Annotated in this window: 20 protein-coding genes; 6 read left to right on the forward strand and 14 right to left on the reverse strand. The window is 64.5% G+C overall.

Annotation, left to right across the window (positions count from 1 at the left end; genetic code table 11):
* Positions 1-9: 9 nt before the first annotated feature.
* Genes V9K91_RS09725 through V9K91_RS09740 form a run of 4 tightly spaced genes read right to left on the reverse strand, consistent with a single transcriptional unit; the run spans position 10 to position 5,625 of the window.
* Positions 10-1,125 (reverse strand): hybrid sensor histidine kinase/response regulator, encoded by a 1,116-nt coding sequence (locus tag V9K91_RS09725; protein WP_336443143.1) that lies wholly within the window; start codon positions 1,123-1,125, stop codon positions 10-12.
* Entirely contained in the window at positions 1,122-1,706 is a 585-nt protein-coding gene (locus V9K91_RS09730) for a chemotaxis protein CheB (RefSeq protein ID WP_336443144.1), read from the reverse strand. The genes V9K91_RS09725 and V9K91_RS09730 overlap by 4 nt, the downstream gene beginning before the upstream one ends.
* The gene (locus V9K91_RS09735; protein ID WP_068854687.1) at positions 1,706-2,530 is read right to left on the reverse strand and encodes a CheR family methyltransferase; all 825 of its coding nucleotides are present in this window, start codon (positions 2,528-2,530) and stop codon (positions 1,706-1,708) included. The genes V9K91_RS09730 and V9K91_RS09735 overlap by 1 nt, the downstream gene beginning before the upstream one ends.
* The gene (locus tag V9K91_RS09740) at positions 2,527-5,625 is read right to left on the reverse strand and encodes a response regulator (protein ID WP_336443145.1); all 3,099 of its coding nucleotides are present in this window, start codon (positions 5,623-5,625) and stop codon (positions 2,527-2,529) included. Before V9K91_RS09740 ends, V9K91_RS09735 begins: the two co-directional genes overlap by 4 nt.
* A 157-nt stretch (positions 5,626-5,782) precedes the next feature.
* Here V9K91_RS09740 and V9K91_RS09745 point away from each other — a divergent pair, with 157 nt between their 5' ends.
* The 6 genes from V9K91_RS09745 to V9K91_RS09770 all read left to right on the forward strand — a co-directional run bounded on the left by V9K91_RS09745 (position 5,783) and on the right by V9K91_RS09770 (position 11,635).
* Complete coding sequence (locus tag V9K91_RS09745; RefSeq protein ID WP_307106793.1) at positions 5,783-6,940, forward strand: ATP-binding protein; 1,158 nt, start codon at positions 5,783-5,785, stop codon at positions 6,938-6,940.
* Positions 6,933-7,301 carry a response regulator gene (locus V9K91_RS09750; RefSeq protein WP_068852711.1) on the forward strand — a complete coding sequence of 123 codons (369 nt, stop codon included), beginning with the start codon at positions 6,933-6,935 and terminating at the stop codon, positions 7,299-7,301. The genes V9K91_RS09745 and V9K91_RS09750 overlap by 8 nt, the downstream gene beginning before the upstream one ends.
* A gap of 104 nt (positions 7,302-7,405) precedes the next feature.
* Positions 7,406-9,196 carry a sensor domain-containing phosphodiesterase gene (locus V9K91_RS09755; RefSeq protein ID WP_307106792.1) on the forward strand — a complete coding sequence of 597 codons (1,791 nt, stop codon included), beginning with the start codon at positions 7,406-7,408 and terminating at the stop codon, positions 9,194-9,196.
* Positions 9,197-9,333: 137 nt separating this feature from the next.
* Complete coding sequence (locus V9K91_RS09760; protein ID WP_336443146.1) at positions 9,334-10,017, forward strand: hypothetical protein; 684 nt, start codon at positions 9,334-9,336, stop codon at positions 10,015-10,017.
* On the forward strand, positions 10,014-11,339 hold the full coding sequence (locus tag V9K91_RS09765) for an XVIPCD domain-containing protein (RefSeq protein ID WP_336443147.1): 1,326 nt from the start codon (positions 10,014-10,016) through the stop codon (positions 11,337-11,339). Before V9K91_RS09760 ends, V9K91_RS09765 begins: the two co-directional genes overlap by 4 nt.
* Positions 11,340-11,398: 59 nt before the next feature.
* Complete coding sequence (locus tag V9K91_RS09770; RefSeq protein ID WP_210130541.1) at positions 11,399-11,635, forward strand: DUF1653 domain-containing protein; 237 nt, start codon at positions 11,399-11,401, stop codon at positions 11,633-11,635.
* An 80-nt stretch (positions 11,636-11,715) separates the two neighbouring features.
* On the opposite strand, the gene V9K91_RS09775 is transcribed toward V9K91_RS09770, so the two are convergent.
* The 10 genes from V9K91_RS09775 to virB11 form a co-directional block, all read right to left on the reverse strand.
* Positions 11,716-12,966: a hypothetical protein gene (locus tag V9K91_RS09775; RefSeq protein WP_337308184.1), complete on the reverse strand. Its 1,251-nt coding sequence runs from the start codon at positions 12,964-12,966 to the stop codon at positions 11,716-11,718.
* A 379-nt stretch (positions 12,967-13,345) separates the two neighbouring features.
* Positions 13,346-13,867, reverse strand: coding sequence for a DUF4189 domain-containing protein (locus V9K91_RS09780; RefSeq protein WP_336443149.1), 522 nt, complete (start codon positions 13,865-13,867; stop codon positions 13,346-13,348).
* A 664-nt stretch (positions 13,868-14,531) separates the two neighbouring features.
* Positions 14,532-15,185, reverse strand: a complete 654-nt coding sequence (locus V9K91_RS09785) for a DUF4189 domain-containing protein (protein WP_336443150.1) — start codon at positions 15,183-15,185, stop codon at positions 14,532-14,534.
* Positions 15,091-16,233, reverse strand: coding sequence for a type IV secretion system protein (locus V9K91_RS09790; RefSeq protein WP_095362698.1), 1,143 nt, complete (start codon positions 16,231-16,233; stop codon positions 15,091-15,093). Before V9K91_RS09790 ends, V9K91_RS09785 begins: the two co-directional genes overlap by 95 nt.
* 79 nt (positions 16,234-16,312) lie before the next feature.
* Positions 16,313-17,122 carry a hypothetical protein gene (locus V9K91_RS09795; RefSeq protein ID WP_141236185.1) on the reverse strand — a complete coding sequence of 270 codons (810 nt, stop codon included), beginning with the start codon at positions 17,120-17,122 and terminating at the stop codon, positions 16,313-16,315.
* 65 nt (positions 17,123-17,187) lie between these two features.
* Complete coding sequence (locus V9K91_RS09800; RefSeq protein ID WP_068852720.1) at positions 17,188-19,635, reverse strand: VirB4 family type IV secretion/conjugal transfer ATPase; 2,448 nt, start codon at positions 19,633-19,635, stop codon at positions 17,188-17,190.
* A gap of 89 nt (positions 19,636-19,724) precedes the next feature.
* On the reverse strand, positions 19,725-20,033 hold the full coding sequence (locus V9K91_RS09805; RefSeq protein WP_083214171.1) for a VirB3 family type IV secretion system protein: 309 nt from the start codon (positions 20,031-20,033) through the stop codon (positions 19,725-19,727).
* A complete protein-coding gene (locus V9K91_RS09810) occupies positions 20,026-20,427 on the reverse strand; it encodes a TrbC/VirB2 family protein (RefSeq protein WP_068852724.1) in 402 nt (133 codons plus the stop codon). Before V9K91_RS09810 ends, V9K91_RS09805 begins: the two co-directional genes overlap by 8 nt.
* A gap of 45 nt (positions 20,428-20,472) precedes the next feature.
* Positions 20,473-21,426: a lytic transglycosylase domain-containing protein gene (locus tag V9K91_RS09815; RefSeq protein ID WP_249832660.1), complete on the reverse strand. Its 954-nt coding sequence runs from the start codon at positions 21,424-21,426 to the stop codon at positions 20,473-20,475.
* Positions 21,426-22,475, reverse strand: a complete 1,050-nt coding sequence (virB11, locus tag V9K91_RS09820) for a P-type DNA transfer ATPase VirB11 (RefSeq protein ID WP_068852730.1) — start codon at positions 22,473-22,475, stop codon at positions 21,426-21,428. The genes V9K91_RS09815 and virB11 overlap by 1 nt, the downstream gene beginning before the upstream one ends.
* Between the last annotated feature and the right edge of the window lie 12 nt (positions 22,476-22,487).

Raw genomic sequence — 22,487 nt, forward strand, 5'->3', positions numbered from 1 at the left:
GGGCCACGCTCAATCCGCGCGACGCAGCAACCCGGTCTCGAACAGCACCGCCCCGTCCAGGTTCCGCGCCGACAGCAACCCCCCATGCGCCCGGGCGAACTCGTGGGCAATGAACAGCCCCAGCCCGAGCCCGCGGCTGTCGTGGAAGCTGGCCTTGAACGGCTCGAACAGGCGCGGCAGCAGCGCTTCGGGAATCTGCCCGGCATTGCGCACCTGCAGCCGCAGCGAATCGCCGGGAAGGCCACGCACCAGCACCTGGACCGGCGCATCGCCGCCATGCAGCACCGCGTTGCCGATCAGGTTGGAGAGCAGCTGCGCCAAGCGGTCCGGATCGCCCTGCAGGCGGGTATCCCCTTCCACCTGCAGCTCGATCTTCGCCTTCGGGTGGGCGCGGCCGACCTCGTTGACCACCACGGCGGCCACTTCGGCCAGATCGCATTCCTCGGTCTGGAGGCGCAGGCCACCGCTACGGATCCGCGAGAAATCCAGCAGCTGCTCGACCATGCGCGCCATGCGCACCGCGCTGTTTTCCAGGTGCACCAGGGTCTGCTGTGCGGACGGGTCGTCGGGCAGGTCCAGCGACAGTTTGTCGGCGCACAGCAGGATCGCCGACAACGGCGTACGCAGGTCGTGGGTGAGCACCGCCATCATGGTTTCATTGAGCTTGAGCGCGTGCTCCAGGGCCTGGTTGCGCGCCTTGAGCAGCTGCTTCTGCTGGTAGAGCTCGATGAACACATTGACCTTGCTCATGATCACCTGCGGCTCGATCGGCTTGTGCAGGAAATCCACCGCGCCGCTTTCGTAGCCCTTGAAGGCGCGCACCGGGTCGTTCGGCGAGGCGGTCAGGAAGATGATCGGCACATCGCGGCTGCGCTGCGAACCGCGCATCAGCTCGGCCAGCGAAAAACCGTCGATCTCCGGCATGTGCACGTCCAGCAGCGCCAGCGCCACTTCGTGTTCCAGCAGCAGTTCCAGCGCTTCGGCCCCCGAGGCCGCGCACAGGATGTCCAGGCCGTCGCGGCGCAGCAGCGCCTCCATGGCGACCAGGTTCTGCGGGACGTCATCGACGATGAGCAGGTTCACGCGCTCGGTGGCCGGCGTCGTGGTGGACTCGATAAGGTTCATCGGGCAAGGCCTTTCATGCGCGAGCATAGGGAGGTGAGCGTCAGCACCGCATCGGCGCCGGCATGCGCCAGCGCAGCCGCCGGCATGATCGGGGAATAGGCATCATCGGGGCTTTGGATCCAGGCCTGCCCACCCGCGCTGCGGACCGCGGCAACGCCGGCGCTGCCGTCGTTGCTGGCCCCGGTCAGCAGGATGGCGAGCACGCCGCTGCCGAACACCTCGGCGGCGCTTTCGAACAGCGGGTCGATCGCCGGCCGCGAGAACAGCACCGGCGCGTCCACCGACAAGGCCAGGCTGCCGCGGCTTTCGACCAGCAGATGGTAGTCCGGCGGCGCGAATGTCACCGTACCGGGCGCCAGCGGCTGCTTGTCCTCGGCTTCGCGTACCGCCAGCGGGCAACGCAGGCCGAGCAGGTCGGCGATCCGGCTGGGGCGGTCACGTGGCAGGTGCAGCACCACCAGCACCGGCATCGGCAGGTCCGCGGGCAGCGCGGCCAGCAGCTGCTGCAGCGCGCTCACGCCGCCGGCGGAGGCGCCAACCACGATGAGCTCGAATTCGGGCTGCTCGACCGGGGCGTCCATCAGGCCAGCTTCCGGTACAGGCGCTGTTCGCGCGCGCAGGCTTCAAATTCATCGGCGTGCTCGCCGAACTGCAGCGACTCCTTGCTGCCCAGGCCGAGGAAGCCACGGTGCACCAGCGCCTCATGGAACAGGCCAATGGCGCGGTCCTGCAGGGCGCGCTGGAAGTAGATCAGCACGTTGCGGCACGACACCAGGTGTACTTCGGAAAACACGGTGTCGGTGGCCAGGCTGTGGTCGGCGAACACGATGTTGCGCTTGAGCCGGCGGTCGAACACCACGCTGCCGTAGCCGCTGCTGTAGTAATCCGACAACGAACCGGTGCCGCCCGCCTCCAGGTAGTTGCGGCTGAACTGGGCCATCCGGTCCAGCGCGAACGCGCCGGTTTCGGCGGCTTCCAGCGCATCGGGGTTGATGTCGGTGGCGTAGATGATGGCGCGGTCCAGCAGGCCTTCTTCCTGGAGCAGGATCGCCAGCGACCACACTTCCTCGCCGGTGCTGCAGCCTGCGATCCACAGCTTGATCGACGGATAGGTGCGCAGCACCGGGATGGCGTGCTCGCGCAGCATGCGGAAGTAGGCCGGGTCACGGAACATTTCCGAGACCTGCACGGTGAAGTACTGCATGGCCAGCGCAAAGGTCTCTGGCTCATGCAGCAGCCGGTGCTGCAGCGCGCCCATGTTGTCGCACTCGAAGCGGGCCATGGCGTGGCGCATGCGCCGGCGCAGCGACGCCAGCGCGTAGTCGCGGAAGTCGTAGTGGTAGCGCTGGTATACGGCCTCCAACAGCAGCCGCAACTCCAGGTCGAACAGCTCGGCGTCGTTCATCGGCGCGAACACCACACGCGGCACAGCGAGACCAGCTTGTCCACGTCGATGGGCTTGGCGATGTAATCGTTGGCACCGGCCTGCAGGCAATGCTCGCGGTCATCGGGCATGGCCTTGGCGGTCAGCGCGATGATCGGCAGGTCGCGCCAGCGGTTGTCGCGGCGGATTTCGCGCATTGCGGTCAGCCCGTCCATCTCCGGCATCATGATGTCCATCAGCACCAGGTCGATGTCAGGGCCCAGTTTGTCCAAGGCTTCCCTTCCGTTGCGGGCAATTTCCAGCTTCACCCCCAGCGGCTCCAGCACGCTGGACAGGGCGAAGATGTTGCGCACGTCGTCCTCGGCCAGCAGCACGGTGCGCCCATCCAGCACCGCATCGCGGCGGCGCGCTTCGCGCAGCAGGCGCTGCTGGTCGCTGGGCAGCGAGGCTTCCACGCTGTGCAGGAACAGGGTCACTTCATCGAGCAGGCGCTCGGGCGAGCGCGCGCCCTTGATGATGATGCTCTTGGAATAGCGGCGCAGGCGCTGCTCTTCGTCGCGGGTCAGTGCGCGCCCGGTGTAGACGATGACCGGCGGGAAGGCGACCGCCTCGTTGCCGGCCATGTACTCAAGCAGGTCGTAGCCGGTGCCGTCGGGCAGCGCCAGGTCGGTGACCATGCAGTCGAAGGTGGAGGTGCCCAGTTCGGCCTTTGCTTCGGCGAGGCTGCCCACCGCGGTGATCTCCAGCTGGTCGCGGCCCAGCAGCAGCTGCAGGTTGGAGCGCAGCGCGCTGTCATCCTCGACGATCAGCAGGCGGCGCACGTCGCGCTCGCTGGTGGCTTCCAGCTGCTGGATCGCCTCGACCAGGCGTTCGCGCGTGGCCGGCTTGATCACATACCCGATCGCGCCCAGCTCCATCGCCACCTGCGAGCGTTCCAGCCCGGAGACCACGTGCACCGGGATATGCCGGGTGGCCGGGTCGCGCTTGAGCCGCTCCAGCACGCTCAGGCCGGACACATCGGGCAGGCCGATATCGAGCAGCACGCCGTTGGGGCGCAGCTCGGCGGCCAGCGCGAGGGCTTCTTCGGCGGTCTGCGCGACCACGCAGTCGAAGTCCAGCTCATGGGCCATGCCCACCAGCGCCTCGGCGAAGGTCACGTCGTCCTCGACCACCAGGATCATGCGCCCGGCGCGGCTGCGGCGGCCACGGTCATCCACCACGCGCGGCGACGGGGCAGCGGCGGACGCGTCATGCGCGCTGCCGAACAGCGGCGCCGGTGCGGCCGGCTTGGCGGCCGGCGCCGGGCGCACGTCGGGCGCCGCCATCGGCGCTGCCGTCGCAGTACCCGCCGCCAGCGGCAGGTCCAGGGTGAAGCAGCTCCCGCGACCGGGCTCGCTGGACACGGAAATGCTGCCGCCCATGCGCGCGGCCAGGTCGCGCGAGATCGACAGGCCCAGGCCCGTGCCGCCGTAACGGCGCCGGGTGCTGCCATCGGCCTGGCGGAACGCTTCGAAGATCACGTCGGTCTGCGCCTGCGGAATGCCGATACCGGTATCGGTCACCGCGAACTGGATGCGCCCTGCCCCGTTGCCGCGCACCACCAGCGAGACACTGCCGTGTTCGGTGAACTTGACCGCGTTGGCCAGCAGGTTCTTCAGGATCTGCTGCAGGCGCTGGCCATCGGCCACCAGCTGGCTGGGCGCATCGGTGTCGGCGCGGATGTCCAGCGCCAGGCCCTTCTGCGCGGCCAGCGGCTCGAAGGTCTCCTTCAGGCGCTGCAGCACGCTGGACACCGCCAGGTTTTCTTCGGCCAGTTCGACATGCCCGGCTTCGATGCGCGACAGGTCCAGGATGTCATTGATCAGCGCCAGCAGGTCGTTGTTGGACGAGTGGATGGCCTGCGCGTACTTGACCTGTTCGGCGGTCAGCGTGCCGTCCTTGTTGTCGGCCAGCAGTTTGGCCAGGATCAGCGCGCTATTGAGCGGGGTGCGCAGCTCGTGCGACATGTTGGCCAGGAACTCGGACTTGTAGCGCGAACTCGCCTCCAGTTCGCGGCTGTTCTGCACCAGCTGGCCCTGCGCGATCAGCAGCGCCTGCTGGCGCGCTTCCAGCTCATGGGTGCGCTCTTCCAGCTGCACGTTGGTCTGTTCCAGCTCGGCCTGCTGCTGTTCCAGGTTGGCCTGCGAGTGCAGCAGGCTGCGGCTCTGTTCTTCCAGCTCTTCGTTGGCCACCCGCAGCTCTTCCTGCTGGGTCTGCAGCTCTTCGCTCTGGCGCTGGGTTTCTTCCAGCAGCTCCACCAGCTGCGCGCGCAGCAGTGCGGTGCGCAGCGCCATGCCGATCGGCTCGGCGCACTGCAACAGAAGTTCCAGTTCCAGTGAACGCGCCGGGGACACCCCTGCGCGCCCCAGCTCGATCAACCCGATCACCGCGCCATCAGCGGTGATCGGTCCCAGCAGGCGCTGATGCACGGGGGTGCGGCCCAGCGCGGTTTCAATCTCAAGCAGGCTTTCGCTTTCTTCCAGTCGACGCGGCTGGCCCTGTCGCAGGACTTCGCCCCACTGCCCGGCAGACGCCTGGAGGGAATCGGGCAGGTGCGGCGGCAGCGCCGCGCCGCCAACCAGCACCAGGCGTTCGCCCTGCAGGCGATAGACCGCACCCACATCCGCGTTCAGCTGCGCGCACAGCGTGCGCATGGCTTCGTCGGCCAGCGTGCGCGGTTCCGGATCCCCGCGCAGGCTCACCGTCACCGCGTTCTCGCCTTCCTGCAGCCACAGCGCATCGGCGGCCGTACGGCGGGCCTGGATGGCCTTGATCACCGTCAACGCCATCAACAGGAAGCAGATCCCGCCAATGGTGCGGTTGACGAAGGAAAATGCGGAATTGGTGCTCGCCGGGGCCAGGTGGTACCCGACGACCAGCAGGATGCAGGAGCCGGCCGCGACCAGCAGCGGCACCTCGAGCCGGCGCTGGAACAAGGTGATGCCCACCGCCATGAAGTACGTCAGCCACACCGCATAGCCCAGCGGAACCACCAGTTCCAAACCGATGGTGAAGGCCATCAGGCCGGCCGATGCCAGCCATATCCAGCGGTCGCGAGCGGTTGGCGCAGCATTCATGCACACGGTTCCAGCGTGAAAAGGGGTTCGATGTTAACCGAACTGTGAATTCGGGCGTTATACGCCAAATGGCGACGTGTTCAGAACCAATGTTGACACTATCTTCACATCACGGCTTCTACGGTTCAGCCCCTTAAAGGGGAGTAAAACCGCCGCCGTGGTCCAGGCAGTCACCGATATCGCGCCGCTTGCTGATGATCGTCTGCAGTTGCAGCTGTTGATCGATCACGTATCCGATCACGCGATTTACCTGCTTGACGCGCATGGCTGCATCCGCAGCTGGAACCGGGGCTGCCAGCGGGTCAAGGGCTATTCCGCCGAAGAAGTCATGGGGCAGCACGTGCGGCTGTTCTACGCCCCCGACGAGCGCGCCTCCGGCACCGCCGAACACACCCTCGGCCAAGCCGAGCAGCATGGCCGCTACGCTGGCGAAGGCTGGCGGGTGCGCCGCAGCGGCGAATGCTTCCGCGCCAGCGAGGTGATCGAAGCCGTGCGCCAGGACGGCACCCTGCTCGGCTTCGTCAAGGTCACCCAGGACGTCACCGAGCGTTACCACGCCCAGCGCCTGCTGCAGGACGCCCAGCGTGCCCGCGAGCAATTGCAGCAGTTCGAGGGCGTGGGCCGGCTCACGCGTGGGCTGGCGCACGAATTCAACAATCTGTTGACCACCATCGGCAACGCGCTGGACCTGATCTCGCTGCGCCCCGGCGCCGATGCGCGCACCCGCGAGCTGACCGAACTGGCCCAGGCCGCCGCCGACCGGGGCTCGCTGCTGACCCGCCAGCTGCTGGCGTTCTCGGCCGACCAGACCCTGGTCCGCGAGCCCTTGCAGGTAGCGCGGCTGTTCGAACAGGAACTGCCGGTGCTGCAGCGGGCCTGCCCGGACAACATCCGGCTGCGTCTGGAAGTGCCTTTCGACCTACCTCGAATCACCACCGATGGCGTACAGTTGCATACGGCTGTATTGAACCTGCTGCTCAACAGCTGCGAGGCCATGCCGCAGGGCGGGACCATCACCATCAGTGCCACGGCCGAACACCGCCTGGCCCCGGACCTGGCCAACCCGACGCAGCGCCGCTATGTGGCCATCGCGGTGACGGACCACGGTAATGGCATGCCCCCGGATGTGGCCGAGCGTGCCAGCGAACCGTTCTTCACCACCAAGGAAGTCGGCAAGGGCAGCGGTCTGGGCCTGAGCCAGGTATTTGGCTTCGTGTCCCAGTGCGACGGTTTCGTCGATGTACAGACCGCCCCCGGACGCGGCACCACTGTCCGTTTGTTGTTACCTGCCCTAGAGGAAGTCGCGCATGTCTGAGCCCCTTCGTGTGTTGATGGTCGAAGACCAGGAAGACCTGCGCGAGCTGATCGGACAGGCGCTGCGTGATTTCGGCATCGATGTGCATACGGCGACTGACGGCCCGGCGGCCGTTCAATTGATCGACATGAACGGCGGTTTCGATGTCGTGTTCAGCGACATCAACATGCCCGAAGGCATGAGCGGCCTGGAATTGAGCGCGCATGTCGCCAATGCCCTGCCGAACGCCCGGATGATCCTGTCGTCCGGCTATGCGCGCTCCCAGCTGCCGCCGCTTCCGGAAAATGTTGAATTCCTGCCGAAACCCTACCGGCTCAAGCAGTTGGTGACGCTGTTGAAGGAATCCTCACCGGCGACCTGATGCGCGCCGAGGTGAATGCTTCATACCTGAACGGCGCACTTCACACCGGCACTGCAAACGCGGCGGGATAGTACCTGCGTACTCCGTTTGACAGGACGCACGGAATGCTCGACCGCAGCCAGGATCTGGAACGCATTGCGCTGATCGAAGCGCTCAACGTGATGGATCCCGCGTTGGGGCGCTCGCTGGACCCGGTCACCGAACTGGCGGCGTTTACCTTCGGCACCGCCATTGCGCTGATCTCCATCGTCGACGCCGACTCGCAGCGCTTCATCTCGCGGGTCGGGCTGGCACTGGAACGCACCGACCGCCACCACTCGATCTGCTCGTGCGCGCTGCAGTCCAGCGGGATCCTGCAGATCGAAGACCTGCGCCAGGACCCCCGCTTCCACGACAACCCGATCGTGGCCGGCCCCGAGCAGATGCGTTTCTACGCCGGCGCGCCTTTGGTCACCCGCAACGGCATCGCGCTGGGCACGCTGTGCCTGATGGACCGCACCCCGCGCGTGCTGACCGCCGATGAGCAGCGCCAGCTGCAGACCCTGGCGCGGATCGTGGTCAACCAGATGGAACTGAAGATGTCGCTGGGCCGGCGCGAGCCGATCAGCGGGCTGCCCAACCGCCAGCAGTTCCAGGCCGACCTGAGCGTGCTCGGCCGCCAGGACGGCGGCAACCAGTTCACCGGCGTGCTGCTGGATGTGTTCGACCTGCAGAGCGCGAATGACGCCGGCCAGGCGTTGGGCCTCAAACCGGTGGAATCCCTGCTCCGGCAGGCGTCGCTGCGCGTGCAGGAAGTGCTGACCGACGACGTGCAGGTCTACCACGTGGCCTCCACCCGGTTCGCCTTTGTGGTGCGCAACCACGACCACGCGCAGGTCGAGGCGTTGATGCAGCGGCTGCGCGAGCGCATGCGGCGGCCGTTGATGGTCGGCAGCATTCCAATGTCGCCGCAGTTCCACGCCGGGCTGTGCGATTTCCGTGCCGATCCGGATGAAGCCGGCGACCTGGTGCGCAAGTGCATGGTGGCGCTGAATCACGCACTGCAGACCGACGCGTGCCTGTGCTGGTATTCGGCCGACCGCGATGCGCACCTGCGCCGCCGCTACCGGCTCGCCTCCGATGCTGCGCGAGGGCTGGCCCAGGACCAGTTCAGCCTGGTCTACCAGCCGCGCTATGACCTGCGCGATGGCCAGCCGGTGTCGGCCGAAGCATTGCTGCGCTGGACCCACCCGATGCTGGGACCCATCACCCCGGGTGAGTTCATTCCGGTGCTGGAGTGCACGGCGCTGATGCCGGCGCTCAGCCAATGGGTGATCGAGCACGCGTTCGCGCAGGCGGCGCGCTGGCAGCAGCTGCTGCCGGGATTCACGTTGTCGATCAACCTGTCCCCCCGCGATTTCGATAACGCCAACCTGTGGACCGGCATGGCCGAGCGCCTGCAGGCGAACGGGCTGGTGCCCTCACAGATTGAAGTAGAGATCACCGAAGGCCAGTGGCTGCACAGCCACCCCGCCGCGCTGCCCCAGCTGCGCGCGATGGCCGCCGCCGGCGTGCGCATCGCCATCGACGACTTCGGCAGTGGTTACAGCAACTTCGGGTACCTGAGCGAAGTGCCGATCAGCCACATCAAGGTAGACCAGAGCCTGGTCACCGGCCTGGCGCGCTCGCGCACCGCGCGGCTGAAGGTGGAGGCCATCATCCGGCTCGCCCAGCAGCTGGGCTATCGCACCGTGGCCGAGGGTGTGGAGCATGAGTCCGAGCTGTCGCTGCTGCGGCTGTGGGACTGCAACGAGGCGCAGGGGTATTACCTGGCCCGGCCGATGAGCGCCGATGCCGTCACGCAGTTGGTGCTGGCCTGTCGCGCCGGGCCGCCGAGCGATATCGAGAGCGACTAGTCTTCGGTTGGAACCGTGACCAGTACACACAGGCAGATTGGCCTGTCCTGCTAGCATCGGGGTACCGGCGATCTGTCTCGTTCGCCCCGATGATCGCTGCGCGGCCCTGTACGCGAACGCCCGGCTGGAGTGCCACCTTGAAGCGACTGACCCTGTTCTGCCTGACCGCCGTATTGATGACGGCCTGTAACCGTTCGGAGCCTGCCATGAGCCATGACCTGTCCAACGCCGAAGCCGATGTCGCTGCCGGTGGGCGTGGGCTTGCCACCCTCAACCCAGCACCGGTCAAGGCATACCAGATCACGCTGCGCCTCCATGGCGCACCCGGCGCGTTCCAGCATGTCCGCGGGACCGCCCAGTACGACGTCATCAATGAAGACCAGTGCGGCAACATCGAAACGGCCACGGGCACAGCATCGCGCATCACCAGCCAGGAACCACTGGAGCTGACCCGCATCTCCGACGAGGAATACCAAGGCACTGTGTATCTGGACCGCATGAAGGACCAGGATTACTACGGGCGCGGGATCTGCCGTTGGGAGTTCACTGGCGCAGGTGCGCTGCTGAAGGCCACTGGCGAGCAGGAGGAGACGCGGTTCCTGACGTTCGTGGATGCGCCGGATCTGGTGGCTGGCAAGACATACACCCGGTATTACCCTAAGCATGACTACCCGCGCGCGGGACCCGTGGAGGGCCGTCCGGACCTGCCTTGGCGGGATGACTATCCGTCTCGCGGACGAGAGGACCGCAACGAATTCGTTCCCGCGCTCCAGGACAAGCTGTTCTCAATCACCGTTTCGGCCGTTGCGATCAAGGCATGAGTGTTACAAGCCAGGACTACGCCGCTCTCTCGGACGATGCCTACAAGGATCGCGCTGTAGGCCGCCGAGAGCCTGGCCAGGAAGAGAAGGTCTACCTCAACGGCCACCAGTACAAAATACTTGAGCACGTTGATGACCGGCGGACCGGCTACCAGGGAACCGCCTACCAGCGGGTGGATACGCAGGACATCATCGTTGCCCATCGCGGCACGCAGGAGCTGATCAAGGATGGCGTTGTCAGCGACGCTGTCATGGTCACAGCCCGCAGAAACCCGCAGGCCGCTCAGGCCCTCGCCCTCTCAGGCCGCGCGGTGGCGGATGCGGAGCGACTCGGCATTGAAACCGGTCGGGTGCCAGAGGTGACCGTGACAGGCCACTCACTGGGCGGCTCGCTGGCCCAGATCACCGCCCATCATTACGGGCTCAAAGGCGAAACCTTCAACGCCTACGGTGCGGTCAGCCTGAGCGGCTACCGCATCCCGGAAGGTGGCCACAGCGTGATCAACCACGTCATGGCCGCCGATGCCGTCAGCGCGGCCTCGCCACACTTTGGCGAGGTGCGGGTGTATGCCCGGCAGCAGGAGATCGACACCCTGTCCAAGGCGCAATACAGCAACAGCGCCCTCAACCTGCTGATACCCGACTACCCGCTCGTCGTGGCGACCGCATCGCTGGACTCCCACAAGATGGGTCAGTTCCTTGGCGACCAATCGGTGTTGGCCACCGGCCGAGCACGCATGCTGGCCGACGACAATGCCCGGATGATCGGCGAGTACCGCAGTGACATCGAGGGACTGCGCACGGGAGCAACCGTCATCTCCCGAGGTGTCCCGGGCGGTGTGATGGATGCCTACGACAAGATGCGCGGGCCGCTAGAACCGGGCGAACCCGGTCGCCGCGATACGGAACAACACCGCAACGACCAGAGCAGTTCACGCATGGATGAGGCTGGCCATCCGGGGTACGCGCTGTTCCAGGATGCCCGGCGTGGCGTCCATTCCCAGGATGCGCGCGTAGGACGCGTATCCGATCACGCCAGCGACCAGCTCGCCGGCAGCCTGGCCACGGAAATGCATGCCGCCGGTGGCACGCGTATCGATGCCGTGCTGATGAGCGGCGATGCCGCCCGCACGTTTGCCGTACAGGGCAAGGTAGATGATCCCGCCCACTTGCGCGTCAGCGTCGACACGGTGGTTGCCATGAACACGCCGCTGGAGCAGAGCAGCCGCCAGATGGAGGCTACCGCCGCCAGCCAACAGCTGGAGCAGCAGAACCGCCAGCTGACCGAAAGCCAGGCTGCCACGCGTAGCATGACCGCCTGACCTCCGGCATCCACTCCGTCGCTGCCATAATGCGACCTTTCCAACGCCTGCATTTCCCCATGTCCGACCTTGCGCCCCTGCCCGTCCTTGCCCCGGGCCACTACCGCCATTTCAAGGGCGGCAACTATCAGGTGATCGACGTGGTGCGCCACAGCGAGACCTTGCTGCCAATGGTGCTGTATCGCCCGCTCGACGAGGACCTGGGACTTTGGGTGCGGCCGTACGAGATGTTCACCGCGCAGGTCGAAGTGGATGGTGTGCTGCGGCCACGGTTCGCGTTGGTGGACAAAAGCTGAGCTGACGCAGTCGCTGCTGTGCACACAAAAAGAAAGCGCCCCGAGGGGCGCTTTTTTGCTATGGGATCAAAGCCATGGACTCAAGGTGTCGCGGTCACACCCTGGGCCGAGGCGCCGACCACGATGAACGGGTCGCGCCCGGCATCGGCGTAGGCACCGCAGCTGGCGTCGCCCGGTGCCACCGGATCGCACGGCCACACCGCGCGCGGCACGGTATCGCGCGGCTCGAAGCGCTCGCCATTCCAGACCGCGAAGCCAAGGTGCAGCCGACCCCATTCGCCGTAGCTGCGCGGCTCGGGCTTCTCGGTGGTGCCGACGTCCACATACCAGCGCAACGCCGGGCCAAACTGCAGTTTGCCCGCATCGAGCTGCACGCGCGCGCCGTCGGCGCCGTAACGCTTCCGGTCAGCATCGGACAGCAACGGCTCTGCCGGCAGCGCCTGCTGAGTGATGTCCACCGGCGCCGCGCCAGCACTCACGCGGTAGACGCGCTGCTGCACCAGTCCCTCGCGGCAGCTGCCGGCCGGCAGGCGCACCGTCTTGGCCGGCTCGGCGTCGGGGCTGCGGCTGTCGGCACACGCGAACGGGCCGGACACCAAGTACGCCGTGGTGGACGGGTCAGCGCCTTCGAACGAACGCACCCAGACATCGCCCTGCACCGCCAGGAAGTCCGGGCGCAGCCCGTAGCCCGGCACGGCCTTGAACCATCCCTTCTGAGAGACCTGGCGCTCGCGCCAAGTGCGCGGCAGCAGCAGTTGCTGTTCCGGAATGGACACCAGCAACGCTGAAAGGTGCGGCGGCAGCGTGCCTTGGCAGGCCCCGATCAGGAGGTCCGCCTGGGTGGCCAGACGTGCGGCCAGGTCGTTCGGACAACGCGCACCGAGCTGACGCTCGATCTGGTTGTTGTCATTCGCAAGCGTGGGGATAAGCAGCGGGCGCGGAGCGACGGGCGCCGGTTCGGAAGAAGCTTCTGGTTCGGCTGGCGGACTGGTCGTTGACGATGTTTCCACCGATGCAGCTGCAGCTGCCGCTCCCGCCGCGTCCACGGAAGCAGAAGCGATCACAGGACGTTGCGCCGCCGCAGGCGACACAGGTGCCGAAATGGTGGCCGTGGGATCGACTGTCGCTGCAGGCGCCGCCGCCGGCGCCTCGATTCCGCCTTCGACGACGGCGGTCGGTGCCACATCATCAACCTTTTCAATTGTAGCGGAAGGCTCTCGACTCACCGTTTCAACCGGTTCAACCGGCCGCGGCTCAATACCTGGGGTCACAGTCGCAGGCAGATTGACCAGGGCAGGCCCAGAGACAGTCGTCGCTTCCTTTTCGCTCATCGATGCGGTCGTTGCGGGCGAATTTGACGAACTGGCGACACCTGCTGCCTCGTTAACCGTCGATGCGGGAGTTACAACCTCTGGCGACGCCTGAGCTTGCACAGTGAATGTGGTAAGCGGCAACAGCAGCAGAAGCGATGCCGAACAGCCAATTTCCAAGCTACGGGAGATAACCGAACTCTTACGCATCATGTCGTCCTTGAACTAATAAATGAACTGTAGGGGTCATGTCTGCACCGCAACGATTCGACGTTGCGGCATACCACCATGTTCGCGCTCCGCGCCTTTCAATTACGCGAATTCCGTCACAAGTAGTCAGGTTGCACTCTCCGCAGGGGTCGCCGTGTTCCGACGACTAAGTTCCACGAATGGCAATCAATCAGAACCTCTCAAAATACGGCATGCTGCACTCAGCGTAGATCGTCGTACAGCTATTGCTGCCGGACTTCCTGCATGCCGTTGTCGCGCGCTCAAGCGCGATCTCCTTCGTCGCCCCCGTATCGAGTCGTGTCCCAAGCGACTTGTCCGCCTGGATCACCGCTGCGCACTGGTTTTTGAATGTCAGCCCCTCCTTGCAGTCAGTAGCCCCCCATTGAGAGCACTTCTCGACGGCACCCGCGACAGCTTCCGCCTTTGACATCTTTCCGACGACTGCCCCAGCATCCCCCGACTTGGAAAAGGCAACCGCCCCCCAGGTCTTGTGCCATCGTCCTGTCGGGACCGGATCGCCGCTCCCGCCGGAACCTGCACCGGTTGGTGCACAGCCCCCTGCCCCTTGTCCGCCGATGGGATACTGCCCTGGAGGGCACCGTCCCTCAGCAACTGAGCGTCCAACGACGCCCGTGGACAGCACTATTACCGACAACAGGAACCCTATCGCTCGGTTATGCGTCCGGACCACCTAGTCACCCCCTCACCTGAATGATCTGAACTCAGACATGCTGCAAGCAGAGTAGACAATGCTGCACTTTTGACCACCTTGGGCGCTGCCGCACTGGGCGAGAGCCAGGTTCTTCGCTTGATCCTCCGTCTCTGCATGCGCAGCAATCGAAGTTCCTGTTTCGCCGTTCAAGCTCTCCGCAGTTGCATCGGCAAGTGCCGCGCACTGATTGAAGTAGGTCAAACGCGTCTTACACGCTTTCCCGCCCAGCTTTTCGCACTCAGCAGTCGCAGCTGCAATTGCCTGCCGCTTCGACTTCATGGAAACCGATGCTCCAGTAGCAAGCGTGGTCAGGTCTTCCGAAATAGCCCCCCAACGCGTCTCCCACTTACCAGTCGGAACGGGCCCTCGCGCATCGGCACCACCCGACGATGGGATCGGGGCGCAGCCACCTGTCCCTTGCCCGCCAACCGGATACTGGCCGGGAGGGCATCGACCTTCTGCAAGCGAGGTTGTCGGAACAGCCATCAAAACAAGAATCAGAACAGCCAAGGCTCGATTTCTACCGAACTCCATGCTCTTTATCTGACGAAGGGCCCGAAGGCGCGCATCGAAGAACACATGGGCGCTCGCTGAAGAATCCTGACTCAATGCGGGATCACTCGATTGTTCGTGCAGGGCAATGTCAATACGACTCGAACTCAGGCTTCGCGCACGCTGCGTAGATCACATTGCATCCAATACCACCATCGGAAGCGCAGCGGTCCATCGCGAGCTTTTCGGCCTTCTCCTTGGTTTCGGCGCGGCCGAAACTTGTGCCACCGTCCCCTGAAGCTGGCACCGTCGCTGCACCGCACTGATTTTTGAATGTGAAAGCGACCTTGCAGGAACGGCCCCCGCTCTTCGCGCAGTTAGCCTCAGACTCCTTCGCCGCGTCAGATTTGCTGAGCTTGCCCGTCGACGCACCCGCCGCGCCATCGGTCGAGATCGCAATTGCGCCCCACGTCTTATGCCAGACACCAGTGGGGCGTGGAGACCCCGAACCGGCCCCTGATCCGGAACTGGGGATTGGCGCACATCCCTGAACGCCCTGCCCTCCAATTGGATATTGACCGGGAGGACATGCACCTTCCGCTAGCGCATAGCCCGCGGGGCTAAGCAGAATCAAAAAGGCCAGAGACCGTATTGATTCTCCAAGACCGCCTTTCAACTGACCTGCCCAGAAGCTGCGCATTGTCTGATCCTCATTCTGATTTAGCTGCACCAAGCTTGCCTGGAGTGGATCCCGCGTCGCCTGAGCCGGTGTAGACCGGCGCCGAAACCCGCGTTCCTGCTCCATCACTCTCTGCAGATCTAGCAGGCGCTGGCGGCGGTGGTGTATAGGAACCCGGCGGCTGGCCTTGCGGGCCGGCGGCTGCCGAGCCACCTATCTGGGAATATGCCATGAAGCTACCCAACGTACCCTGGAAGAACATCGCGGCCATTGGGGGCGCAGTCAGGATCAATGTCGTGAGGATGAGGCCCATGCCACCCTGCTGCATGGCCTGGCTGGTCATGCCGTCGCTCATCGCATCATCGAGGAAGAAGCTGTTGATCAGCGACGATGTCCAGAATGCGGCCGAGACACGTATGACCATGTCCAACGCGATGGAGACCATGGCCGACAGCACCGCCATGGAGAACATGGTGCCTATGCCATAGAACAACCACTTCTGGAAGAACTGCTTGGTCTGGTCGAACAGCAGACACAGAATGAAGAGCGGCCCGAACCCGATGAACAGCGCGATTGCAACCTGGTAAAGCAGCAGCATGGCGCCAGCCGTCACGGCCGGGCCGCCCGTGCCAATGCCGATGAACCACATGGCGCGCGTCTTCTCCTCGCGCAATCCGCCATCGTCCAGCACCTTGATCGCATCGATGCTGGACAACGCCACCTGCATCCAAGCCAGGCTCTTGTCGATCTGGTCTTCAGCGGTGCCGCTCTTGCCGGTGACAACGCGAGTGATCAGGCCACCAACGTCCTTGGTCAGGAAGTCACTGACGCTGCTGCCGAACATCGCCATCGACGTTGCCACACTGATGATCAGCGCCGCGCGGGCCATGTTGGTGACCAGCACCATCATCGAGTCGCGGCTCTGGCCAGTGACGATGCGGTAGCCCTGGATCAGCACCCACAGGGTCATCAGGATCAAGGCAATACCGCCGACCCAGGCCATCATGCGGCCCATCATCTCGATACCGAAATCGTTGATGCGCTCGCGCAGGTAATCCAGGATCAGCTTGAAGAACACGAAGTCGCCAATCGACTGGACACGCACTGCGTAGCCCAGCAGATCCTGCAATCCGCCCGAGAAATCAAAAACGTTGGCAATCGACCTGATCGACATTTCCACAATCCCTTGGTGATGCTGCTACTGCTTTGGGTCCGGCATTACTTTGCAGACCCGCTGAACCTGCTTGGGCGAGTTACTTGACGCTGAGCGCGCCCTTGAGGGCGGCGGTCTTCACCAGTGTCCCGATGATCTGGTTGGTTGTATCTCCTTTGAGGGCGTTCTCGGCAACCACCTTCTGGTTGGCTTCCATCACCTCGATGTAGGCGTCGTACGAGTGCATCCGCGATTGCCAAATCTGCGCCTGAACCGCCAGGTCGTTGGCCATGCGAAGGGCTTCACTGTCCGTGCCCTGCACGTTGCCCTGGCTGTTGCTGAAAATACGCATGTTGAAAATCCGGGTGAGCGACGACTGCATCAGCGGCACAGATTCGGTCATGAACTTGACCGCCTCGTTGTACTTCCGGTTCTGCATCATGCGGATGTTCACGCAGATTTGTGTCTGCTGCTGCTTGAAATCGGCCTTCGGGTTGAAGACGAAGGTCTTGAACAGGCCGGTCACGCTCAGGTCGGTAGTACCGCCACAGCTTTGCGCAACCAGATAGTTGTCCGCCACTGGAGTGAGCGCGATACCCTGCGGCATGCCAAAGTTGTTGAGTACCGCCTGCACCTGGACCAACGCCTGCGCATACTGCTCCAGCGTGCGGATCCAGCGGGTGCGCTGTTCGACATACTCGGCCGCGTCCTGCACCTTGGAGGCGTACGCGGTGATCTCGGCCTTGTAGGTGTTGATCTGGTTCATGATCTGCTGGTACACGCTCGGGCCGACTTCGACCACGGGCATCGTGTAGGCGGGCGCGGGCGCGTTGCACATCAGCACGGTCACCAGCGACAGGGCGGCCAGGCGGAAGCTGAAGTGACGGCGGCGGGTCGTGTTCTTGTTCATGGCAATGTCCATAATTATCTCCATCGAATGCGGCGAAAGCCTGTCCCTGATCGGCCGGGGGACCGTCAGGCAACGGCGTCCTGTCGTGTCCCGGCGGGCTTTCCAGAGCCCTTGCGCTTCCTGTAGAACTCACTGAGCCACTGGTCCGGGGTGAGGTCGGCCTGCGATACCTTCTCGCGCTGGGCGGCGTCGAGCAGGACGCGGTGCATCACGTCGATATTGTCGGTGGAGGCCGAAATCACCGACAGGATGTCATCCATGCCACGCAGGTTGAGCTGGCACACGCTGGCGGCATGGCCCTGCTTGACCAGGAAGCAGCGCGAGCGCTCGTCCAGGGCGGTGACCACCTTGAACTCGGACTCGGTAAGCTTCAGGCCGTCGATGTAATCCGAGCGGCTGGCATTGGGGTTGGGCAGCAGGATCAGCGTGGCGGTCTGCTCGATCAGCGCCGCGGCGATGTCGCTCTTGAGCGCATCTTCCGGGCTCTGGGTGGCGAAGATGCCCATGCCGTTCTGCTTACGGATGGTCTTCTGCTTGTTCTTGGCGAATTCCTTCAGGCCGCCCTCGCCGTCCAGGATCTTCCAGAATTCGTCCATCACGTAGATCAGCGGGCGGCCGTCGATCAGCGATTCCAGGCGGTGCAGCAGGTAGTTGATGACCGGCACGCGCACTTCGGGGTTGTCGATGATGTCGGTGTAGTCGAAGCCGATGATGTTGGCGCGGCTCAGGTCGACGGTGTCGACCGGGTTGTCGAACACCCAGCCCAGCGAATTGCCCGAGGTCCACTTGCGCAGGCGCGCATACAGGCCATCGTCGCCCATGTTGGGCAGGCTCTTCTGGAAGTTGGTCATGCTGCGCAGGTGCATGGGGGTGTCGAGCATGTTCTCGACACCGCGGAAGATGTCCTCTTCCTCGCGGGCGCTGTACTCGTGCTTGTTGGCCAGCACCTTGATCAGGTCGGCCAGGAACTGCACGTTGGCTTCGTTGTTCTCGCACTGGAACGGGTTGAAGCCGGTGGCCTGGCCGTTCTCGAGCGCCAGGTAGTTGCCGCCGCAGGCGCGCACGAAGATCTCCGCGCCGCGGTCCTTGTCGAAGAAGAAGATGGTCGGCGACGGGTCGTACTTCTGGACCTGGCTGAGCAGGAAGTTGATCAGCGCGGTCTTACCGGTACCGGACTTGCCGATCACCATGGTGTTGGCGATGGCCTTCTCGCCCAGCGAGTTCTCCGACGGGTGGGTGGCGTGGAAGTTGAAGTAGTACGGCTGGCCGTTGGTGGTCTGCAGCGTGGTTACGCAGTCGCCCCACGGGTTGTTGTGCTGTTTGCCTGTGGCGAAGTTGTGCAGCGGCGACAGGCCCAGGAAGTTCAGCGAGCTGATGTTGGCCAGGCGGGTGCGGTAGCGCCAGTTGGCCGGGAACTGCGAATAGAACGAGGCGGTGACGGCCAGGTCTTCCTTGGTCGACACGAACCCGGCGTTGGACAGCTCGGCGCGGGTGGTGGCGATGTTCTGCGACAGCTTTTCCTGGCTGTCGGCGTAGACGGCCATGATGAAGTGGTACTCGCCCAGCACGAAGTTGCCGGAGGACAGCTGGTCCATCGCCTGGTCGAGCTCGACGATCTGGCTGACCGCCTTGTCGCCGGAGGAGATCATCATGCCCTTGGTGCGGTCGAGCACCTTGAGCGCGTCCTGGCGGCCCATCGGGCTGAACGAATGGGTGATGACGTATTCGAAGTCGAGGTACTTCAGGCCGTTGAGCACGCCCGGATAGGTGCCCTCGGCGTATTCCTTGATATTGAGGATGGCGCCGAAGTGGTTGACGCCGTTGGGCGTGCTGATCACGAAATCGCCGGTCTTGGCCGAGAACATGTGGCGGCTGATCGGCAGGTAGTCCTTGACCGGCGCGGACAGCACCGGTACCGGTTCGTCGACCCGGTTGAGCAGGTAGCCGAAGAACTCCAGGGTCTCGGAGAACACCATGCCGTTCTTGGCTTCGTACATGCCCATGCGGTACGGCGAGTAGTCGCGGATCACCGCTTCCACGTTGCCGGCCATTTCCAGCAGCTTGGCCACGGACTGGTCCTGCTCGGCCTGCAGCTGGGTGATGCTGGAGGACTTGTCCATGAAGCGCTTACCGGACACGACCGGCCGGTAGATCATGGTCAGGTACAGCTCGTTCTGCATGATGCGCTGCGAGGACAGCATGCCCATGTACTGGTCGGACACGTCCTGGTTGAAGCGCTGGGAGAACTTGCTGCTGCCTTTGAGCTGGCGGCGACGGCGGATGTCGTGCACCCAGAAGGCGACGTTGACGAAATCCGGTGCGCGCAGGGTCTGCAGCAGTCGATTGAAGGTGTTGTGGCGGTGTTCGAGCTCCCAATCCTCGCGGCCCACGAAAGGCAGGCCTTCCAGGTGCCAGGTCAGCAGGAAGTCTCCACCCGTGGTCTTGACGACCGTCGGCGCCACATGGGACGACAGGGGAATGAATTCGCTGATCGAGGTATCGGGACTGAACATGGGCGCTTCCAAAGGGTGCTGCGGGGATGGTGCGGGGCCTGCACCGGGCAGGCGATGTGATCGCCTGCCCGGCCTGTAGCGTGCCGTGGTCAGTCCGACGGCGGCGGCTTGTCGCGGTAATGGTTGGGCGTGAACACCCACATTCCGTCGTGCTGCTGCAGGTTGCGCGCGCGGAACTTGAACTGCAGGCGCAACCCGATCAGGCGGAAGATCATTTCATCGCGCTTTGCCATGTGACGCAGGATGAAGATGGCAATCGGGATGGTGATCAACAGCCGCATGTCGATGTACATGCTCAGCAACAGCAAGCCGCCTGCGACCAGGAAGAACGGGACGTACGGAACGCCCAGAAACATCGCTGGCCGCGTGCAGCCGCGGAACAGGACGTTCTTATGCACTGTAGTACTGGACGGCGTTCATGATGGCGCCGGTGGCGCTGCCGGCGCAGGAGCTGGAGCCGCCGTCACCGAGCAGCATCTTGGCGATCTGGCCAGCGGCGCCGATCAGCAGGCCACCGATCAGGATCGGGGCCACGTCACCGATGCGCTTGTGGGCGAAGGCGATCTGGTAGCCGGCGAAGATGACGGCGATGGTCACCACGGCGATGGAGGCGATGTTCAGCAGGCCGTTGATGTTGGAGAAGAAGCCGCACACCTTGGTGTCGGTGCCGCCGAAGTTGGTGGACTGGGCGAACACGTCCGGCACGAACACGGCAGCGGCGAAGGCAGCGGCCATCAGCACGGTCTTCAGCGTGCGCTGGGCCTGGGCGATATCGAGGTTGTTACGCTTCATGGTGGGTTTTCCTTGTTGATGGTCTAACACGACTGGATCGGTCCTTCAGAACACGAAGGCTTCATCCCCAGCGGGGATGTTCTGTACCGGCATGGCCTGCGCAGGTGCGGCCTGCGCGGGTAATGCCACCGGAGCATTGCGTTCACTCCAGGCGCGCACCACGACCGGGCCGGCGTCGTTCTGTGCCGGCATGGGCTGCGGTGCGACTGGTTGCTGGGCGATGGGCTGCGGTGCGGGCATCTGGGCGGCCTGCGGCTGCGGCACCACCTGGTCCATGGCCCCCATCACCACGCGTGACAGCGCGGCGTCGGCGGTGCGGACCAGGCCACCGCGCACCATCGCGCCGGTGGAGGGGTAGACCTCATAGGCACGCGCCGGGTCCACCGGCACGACGGCCTGTGCATACGTGGGCGAGAGCGCCTGCATGGCCTGCACGCGCGCTTCGGCCACGCCCTGCGGCTGGCCGCTGAACTGCGGGTGGTGGGCCACGTCGACCACGCGGCGCTGGGCACGGCTGACCACGTCGATCGGCGCGGCACCGTTGGCGGCGACCATGTTGCCGCGCTGACGCGAAATGGACGCGAAAACCTTCTGCACGTAGCCGTGGCGGAAGCCGGTGGTGAAGTTGCCCGAGTAGTAGCAGCTGAAGGACTTGCCCCAGTCCTTGCCCGAGCGGCCATAGCACTCGGCCAGGATGCGCGAGGCGGCCTGCAGGTTCGGGCACTGCTGGAACGCCTTCTCGTAGGAGTCCAGTCCGTACTTGGCCAGGTTGTAGCGGTTGACCTGGGCCAGGCCCACCGAGAAGTTGTAGCCCTTCTCTTCCAGCATCCGCACGGTGGCCAGGGCCTCATCCAGCTGCTTGGGCTGGCGGACCAGCGCTCCGCCGACCACGCCGATGGCGTACGGGTTGCGCGACGATTCCACGTTGATCACGTGCTGCATCACGTCCATGGACACGGCCATTTCCGGACACGCCATGGCTTCAAGACCGGGCAGCATCAGGCGTCACTCCCTGCGGCCAACGCGCGTTCGGGGCTGAAATCGATGCCGGTGATGTAGCGGCTGCCGGCATGCGCCTTGATGTGCACGACCACGTCGATGGTCATCTTCAGCAGGCGCTTGATCACCGAGAACTCCAGGCCGGAGCCTTCGGCCGAGGCCTTCACCATCAGGCCCAGCTGGTCCCAGGTCTGTTCGGGGCTGCCGGCGTGGCAGCTGGTGATCGAGCCGGGATGGCCGGAGGCGCAGTTGCGGATGAAGTAGAACGCTTCATCGCCGCGAAGCTCGGCCAGGATGATGCGATCCGGCTTCATGCGCAGGCACGCTTCCATGCAGCTCTTGGCGGTGACGTTGCTGGCGCTCTGCCCGCCCTTGGAGTACAGCAGGTGCACCACGTTGGGCTGGCTGATGAACAGCTCACGCGCATCTTCGATGGTGACCAGGCGCTCGTTGGCCGGGATGTGGTTGACCAGCGACTTCATGAAGGTGGTCTTGCCGCTGCCGGTGGCACCGGATACCACGATGTTCTTGCGGTACTGCACGGCCTTGCGGAAGAACTCGGCGTAATCTCGGTTCTGGCGCAGGGCGAGCAGTTCCTGGTCCTGTTCGCTCAGCGCGTGGCCCTGCTCCAGGATCTGGTTGAAGAACCCGTCGCTCTGGTACTGCTCCAGGGTCTTGGTGTGCTTGGACGGCAGGCGGATGGTGATCGACACCTTGCCGGCGTCGCACGCCGGCGGGATGACGAACTGGGCGCGCTGGCCGGTCGGGAAGGTCAGCGACACCACCGGATCGACGTCGGTGATGCGCTGGCCGGTGTTGCTTTCATTGACCACGGCGGTACAGAACTGGCGCGCACGCTCGAAGGTCAGCGTGGGAACTTCCACACGCTGCCATCCGTCACGCGTTTCCAGGTACACCTCGCCCGGACGGTTGATGCAGATTTCCGTCACATCGGGCGAGGTCATGTACTGGTGAATGCCCAGGACCTCGTACTGGTACCTGAGAAACTCACTGGAAACGTCGGCTACAGGGGCCACTTCGGCGTCCATGTTCTGTCCAGG

Origin of the sequence: Stenotrophomonas sp. CCNWLW57 (assembly GCF_037203925.1) — a bacterium.
GTDB classification, from domain to species: Bacteria; Pseudomonadota; Gammaproteobacteria; order Xanthomonadales; family Xanthomonadaceae; genus Stenotrophomonas; species Stenotrophomonas rhizophila_A.

What these genes read in the sequence shown, in the direction of transcription:
- V9K91_RS09755 (WP_307106792.1), top strand. Translation starts at nt 7,406, where the DNA reads ATGCTCGACCGCAGCCAGGATCTGGAACGCATTGCGCTGATCGAAGCG.
- V9K91_RS09730 (WP_336443144.1), bottom strand. Translation starts at nt 1,706, where the DNA reads ATGGACGCCCCGGTCGAGCAGCCCGAATTCGAGCTCATCGTGGTTGGC.
- virB11 (WP_068852730.1), bottom strand. Translation starts at nt 22,475, where the DNA reads ATGGACGCCGAAGTGGCCCCTGTAGCCGACGTTTCCAGTGAGTTTCTC.
- V9K91_RS09770 (WP_210130541.1), top strand. Translation starts at nt 11,399, where the DNA reads ATGTCCGACCTTGCGCCCCTGCCCGTCCTTGCCCCGGGCCACTACCGC.
- V9K91_RS09815 (WP_249832660.1), bottom strand. Translation starts at nt 21,426, where the DNA reads ATGCTGCCCGGTCTTGAAGCCATGGCGTGTCCGGAAATGGCCGTGTCC.
- V9K91_RS09810 (WP_068852724.1), bottom strand. Translation starts at nt 20,427, where the DNA reads ATGAAGCGTAACAACCTCGATATCGCCCAGGCCCAGCGCACGCTGAAG.
- V9K91_RS09800 (WP_068852720.1), bottom strand. Translation starts at nt 19,635, where the DNA reads ATGTTCAGTCCCGATACCTCGATCAGCGAATTCATTCCCCTGTCGTCC.
- V9K91_RS09725 (WP_336443143.1), bottom strand. Translation starts at nt 1,125, where the DNA reads ATGAACCTTATCGAGTCCACCACGACGCCGGCCACCGAGCGCGTGAAC.
- V9K91_RS09790 (WP_095362698.1), bottom strand. Translation starts at nt 16,233, where the DNA reads ATGTCGATCAGGTCGATTGCCAACGTTTTTGATTTCTCGGGCGGATTG.
- V9K91_RS09735 (WP_068854687.1), bottom strand. Translation starts at nt 2,530, where the DNA reads ATGAACGACGCCGAGCTGTTCGACCTGGAGTTGCGGCTGCTGTTGGAG.
- V9K91_RS09795 (WP_141236185.1), bottom strand. Translation starts at nt 17,122, where the DNA reads ATGAACAAGAACACGACCCGCCGCCGTCACTTCAGCTTCCGCCTGGCC.
- V9K91_RS09785 (WP_336443150.1), bottom strand. Translation starts at nt 15,185, where the DNA reads ATGGAGCAGGAACGCGGGTTTCGGCGCCGGTCTACACCGGCTCAGGCG.
- V9K91_RS09775 (WP_337308184.1), bottom strand. Translation starts at nt 12,966, where the DNA reads ATGAGCGAAAAGGAAGCGACGACTGTCTCTGGGCCTGCCCTGGTCAAT.
- V9K91_RS09740 (WP_336443145.1), bottom strand. Translation starts at nt 5,625, where the DNA reads ATGAATGCTGCGCCAACCGCTCGCGACCGCTGGATATGGCTGGCATCG.
- V9K91_RS09765 (WP_336443147.1), top strand. Translation starts at nt 10,014, where the DNA reads ATGAGTGTTACAAGCCAGGACTACGCCGCTCTCTCGGACGATGCCTAC.
- V9K91_RS09750 (WP_068852711.1), top strand. Translation starts at nt 6,933, where the DNA reads ATGTCTGAGCCCCTTCGTGTGTTGATGGTCGAAGACCAGGAAGACCTG.